Origin of the sequence: Jatrophihabitans sp. (genome assembly GCF_036389215.1) — a bacterium.
Lineage (GTDB): Bacteria > Actinomycetota > Actinomycetes > Mycobacteriales > Jatrophihabitantaceae > Jatrophihabitans_A.
In genome coordinates this window covers 1-4,163 of record NZ_DASVQG010000025.1, presented here as the reverse complement: position 1 = coordinate 4,163, position 4,163 = coordinate 1, and the positions used below count along the sequence as shown (strand labels likewise).

Genomic DNA, 4,163 nt, shown 5'->3' with positions numbered 1-4,163 from the left:
CCTGGAGGACTACGTATTCGAGGGAACCGCGGTCTACGCCAATCTGACGGTGGCCCAGCCGCTGGCCAGTGGCTACCTGACCCTGTGGCCGGCCGGCGCGAGGCCCGGCACGTCCAACCTCAACTACTCGGCGGGCCAGGTGCTGGCCAACTTCGCCGTCAGCGGTCTCTCCCTGGACAGAGTGCGTCTGTTCGCCAGTAGCACGACCCACGTTCTGCTGGACGTGGTCGGGTTCGCCGTGGGGGGTGCGTGGGACGTCAACCCCGCAGTGCTGGCCACCCCCGCCGGCGCCTCGAGGCTGGCCGCTCCCGCGCGCAAGCTTCCGGCGTGGCACACCAACCCCAATCGTTAGAGCGCACACCTCCATTCGCTGCCGAGCCGGGGCCGGCAAGCCCGGCCAGTGCGGGCCTGCTGCCCGGGCTCTCTCGCAACCGAAAAGGATTACATCACAGCAATGCATCGATGTGAGGAGCATTTAAGGGGTGAATAGGACTCAACGGTCTAGACACCAGATTTAGGTTGTACGCTCCTCGCACTGCTGATGGCCACCAGCAGGACCACGGGGAATCGGGGACTCTGATGAGTGACGTCGACGGTACAGCCGCTAATACGTCCGGCACGGTAGTGAATCGCCGCGCGCTGTTGCGCGCGAGCGGGGTGGCGGCGGGCATTGCCGGCATCGGCGGTATTGCCGCCGCTTCGGCTCCGCCGGCCGGTGCCGCGGCGGGCGATCCGGTGCTCATAGGCGCCACCAACGACGCGGGGACGTCGTCCACGGCTCTGAGATCGACCGAGGACGGTCTGGTCCTAATCCTGAAAAACCAAGGGCGGGGCGCGCCGCTGCGGTTGCGCCAGCGCATATCCGGGGGTATCCCGACCACGGACTCAGGCGATCTGATGAACGTCGGCGGCGACCTTCGATTTTCGCACGGCGACTCCATGCTCGCGTCGGTCTTCACCGCCGACAACGCCTCGCGACTGGTTCCGGTGCGGCCGTACCGCTTCATAGATACCCGCATCTCTGACGGGGGGGCCAACCTGCTGGCGTCTCCCGACGATTTCGACAGTGCCGGACGGCTTCTCGGTGGCCGTGAGGTCCAGCTCCAGTTCTCAGAAGTGGTGTACCTGGCAAACGCGGTCTTCATGAACCTCACGGTGACCCAGCCGGCGGCCGACGGCTATCTGACCGTGTGGCCGGACGGCGGGAGGCTCGCCACGTCCGCGCTGAGCTACTCGGCCGGCCAGACAGTGGCCAACTTCTGCGTCAGCGACATGGGCCCCACCGATACCGTGATGCTCTACACCTTGCGCACGACCCATGTGCTGGTGGATGTGCTTGCCTTCGACGTGGGCGACCCGAGGGACGTCGCCAATAGATTGCAGCCCACCACCGGCTCCTCAAATCTGGCCGGTGCGGCACGCACGCCTCCTGCCTGGCACACCAGCCAGAACGGCTAGAGCCGACCGGGTCCCACAAACCATGTAGGTAATGACGGGGAATTGAGGAATCCGATGAGCGACACCGAAGATGCGTCCGGCACGGCGGCAGGTACGTCCGGCACGGTGATGAATCGTCGTGCGTTGTTGCGGGCGAGCGGGGTGGCGGCGGGCATCGCCGGCATCGGGGGGCTTGCCGCCGCTCAGGCAACGGCAGCCGACGCCGCGGCAGGCGATCCGTTGCGTATCGGCCGCATCAATGATGGGGGGACGTCACCGTCCACGACTCTGGTATCCGCCGAGAACGGCCCGACGATGATTCTGGTGATGGATGGGACGGGCCCAACCCTGCGGGTGCTCCCGAGGGAGTCGACGGAGCCTCTGAGTGTGGGCTCAGGCGATTTGATCAACGTCGACGGCGATCTTCGATTCGCGCACCGCGATGGCGGGGCGTGGTCGATCTTCAACTCCTACAACGCCACAGTGCTGGTCCCGGTGCGGCCGACCCGCATCGTCGACACCCGCACCGCGGCAGGGCGGGCCAACCTGATCGATCCCTGGCAGCATATCGACACTGAAGGCCGGCTGATGGGCGGTCATACGATCGACATCAACCTGACACGCCACGTGTTCCGGGGCACTGCGGTCTTCGCCAACCTGACGGTGACCGATCCGCTGGCCGACGGCTACCTGACCCTGTGGCCGATGGAAACGAGGCCCGGCACGTCCATGCTGAACTACTTGGCCGGACAGACGGTGGCCAACTTCACCGTCACCGGCCTGAACTCCGACACCATGCGCCTGTACACACAGCGCACGACGCATGTGCTGCTGGACGTGGTCGCGTTTGCCGTGGGCAGAGCGTCGGACATCAACAACACATTGCTTACGGGGAATTGAGGATCCGATGAGCGACACCGAAGATGCGTCCGGCACGGCGGCAGGTACGTCCGGCACGGTAGTCAATCGTCGTGCGTTGTTGCGCGCGAGCGGGGTGGCGGCGGGGATCGCCGGCCTTGGCGGGCTTGCCGCCGCTCAGGCCCCGGCAGCTGACGCCGCGGCGGGCGATCCGCTGGTCATGGGCGCCATCAACGATGCGGAAAACCAGTACACGGCTCTGCAGTCGTCCGGGAACATTCCGACGATGACCCTGGTGAACAACGGGAATGGCGCGCCCCTGAGGTTGGAGGACACCGCGCAAGCGATAGCGAACTCAGGTGATCTGGTCAACGTCAACGGAGACCTCCAGCTCGGCAACAGCCACCTCGCGCCCGGGTCGGTCTTCACCTCCTACAACACCTCGCGACTGGTTCCGTTCCGGCCGTTCCGAATCGTCGACACCCGCACCGCCGCCGGACGGAGCAACCTCGTCAACCCCGCGCAACATCTAGACAGTGCTGGGCGGCTGATCGGCGGCCACACCATCGACATCAACCTCGCAAGAACCGGGGTGGCGTACCGCATCTCGGCGTTCGTCAATCTGACCGTGACCCAGGCGGTGGCGGACGGCTACCTGACGCTGTGGCCGAGCGGCACGAGACCCGGCACGTCCACGCTGAACTACTCGGCCGGCCAGACGGTGGGCAACTTCGCCGTGAGCGGTCTCAGCCTCGACCGGATGCGGCTGTACGCCAATACCACCACCCATGTGCTGATAGACCTGGTTGCCTTCGTGCACAGGCCGTCGGGCGTCAACAACTCGGTGCAGGCCACCACCGGCGCCGCGACCGCGGCCCGTTCGACGCGCAAGCCTCCGGCGTGGTGGACCAGCCAGAACGGCTAGGTCGCACAAAAGCGTCATCCGGTGACCGAACCGCGGCCTGCAACCGCTGGGCCCGCTGGGACTCCTCAGCCCGCCTGAAGGACGCCCGGGCCGTGGCCGTCGGTGGGCTTCGGCCGTCGCTAGGCTGGATCGGCATGCCGATTCGAAGGGCCTCATCAGTGACCACCATGCGCGGACGCCGCGCCACCGCCCTATGGCGCTGGGCGATCGCGGTGGGCGTCTACCTGGTGGCGGTGTTCCACCGCACCTCGCTCGGGGTGGCCGGCCTGCAGGCGGCCAGCCGGTTCGGCATCAGCCCCAGCCAGCTGAGCATCTTCATCCTGCTGCAATTGGGGATCTATGCCGGGATGCAGATCCCGACCGGGATCCTGGTCGACCGCTACGGGCCTCGCCGGCTGCTGGTGGTGGCGGCCGGCACGATGGGGGTCGCCCAGCTGCTGTTCGCGGTGGCCGACAGCTACCCGCTGGCGTTGCTGGCCCGGGCGGTGCTGGGCCTCGGCGATGCCCTGACGTTCGTGAGCGTGCTGCGCTTCGCCGCCGGGCAGTTCGCGCCGCGCCGCTATCCGGTCGTGGTGGCACTCACCGGCACCCTGGGCCAGTTCGGCAACCTGGTGGCGACCCTGCCGCTCACCGCGCTGCTGCACCGGGCGGGCTGGACTCCCACCTTTCTCGGCGCCGGGTTGCTGTCGCTGGTCAGCGGCGCCGCGGTGTACCTGCTGCTGCCACGCTCGCCCCGGCTGGAACGCCGGCCCCGGGAGGCCTCGGCGCTGCTGGAGTCGCTGCGCGGCGTCGGCCGGCGGGTGGACACGGCCTGGTCGCTGGCCGGTACCCGGGTCGGCTTCTGGGTGCACTTCGCGTCCATGTCGACCTCGCTGGCCTTCGGGGTGCTGTGGGGCGTGCCGTTCATGGTCGAGGGCCAGCGGATGAGCCGGAACGCCGCCGG

4 protein-coding genes and 1 pseudogene are annotated in these 4,163 nt (G+C 67.6%); all 5 read left to right on the top strand.

Annotation, left to right across the window (positions count from 1 at the left end; genetic code table 11):
• A pseudogene (locus tag VF542_RS00985) lies at window positions 1-352 on the top strand (hypothetical protein); the annotation flags it as partial.
• A 227-nt stretch (window positions 353-579) separates the two neighbouring features.
• Window positions 580-1,458: a hypothetical protein gene (locus VF542_RS00980; RefSeq protein ID WP_408649837.1), complete on the top strand. Its 879-nt coding sequence runs from the start codon at window positions 580-582 to the stop codon at window positions 1,456-1,458.
• Between the two features lie 54 nt (window positions 1,459-1,512).
• Window positions 1,513-2,337: a hypothetical protein gene (locus VF542_RS00975; protein WP_408649836.1), complete on the top strand. Its 825-nt coding sequence runs from the start codon at window positions 1,513-1,515 to the stop codon at window positions 2,335-2,337.
• A 7-nt stretch (window positions 2,338-2,344) separates the two neighbouring features.
• Window positions 2,345-3,220 carry a hypothetical protein gene (locus tag VF542_RS00970; RefSeq protein ID WP_408649835.1) on the top strand — a complete coding sequence of 292 codons (876 nt, stop codon included), beginning with the start codon at window positions 2,345-2,347 and terminating at the stop codon, window positions 3,218-3,220.
• Between the two features lie 167 nt (window positions 3,221-3,387).
• Window positions 3,388-4,163 (top strand): MFS transporter (locus VF542_RS00965; protein WP_408649838.1); only part of this gene is annotated, 776 nt, incomplete at its 3' end.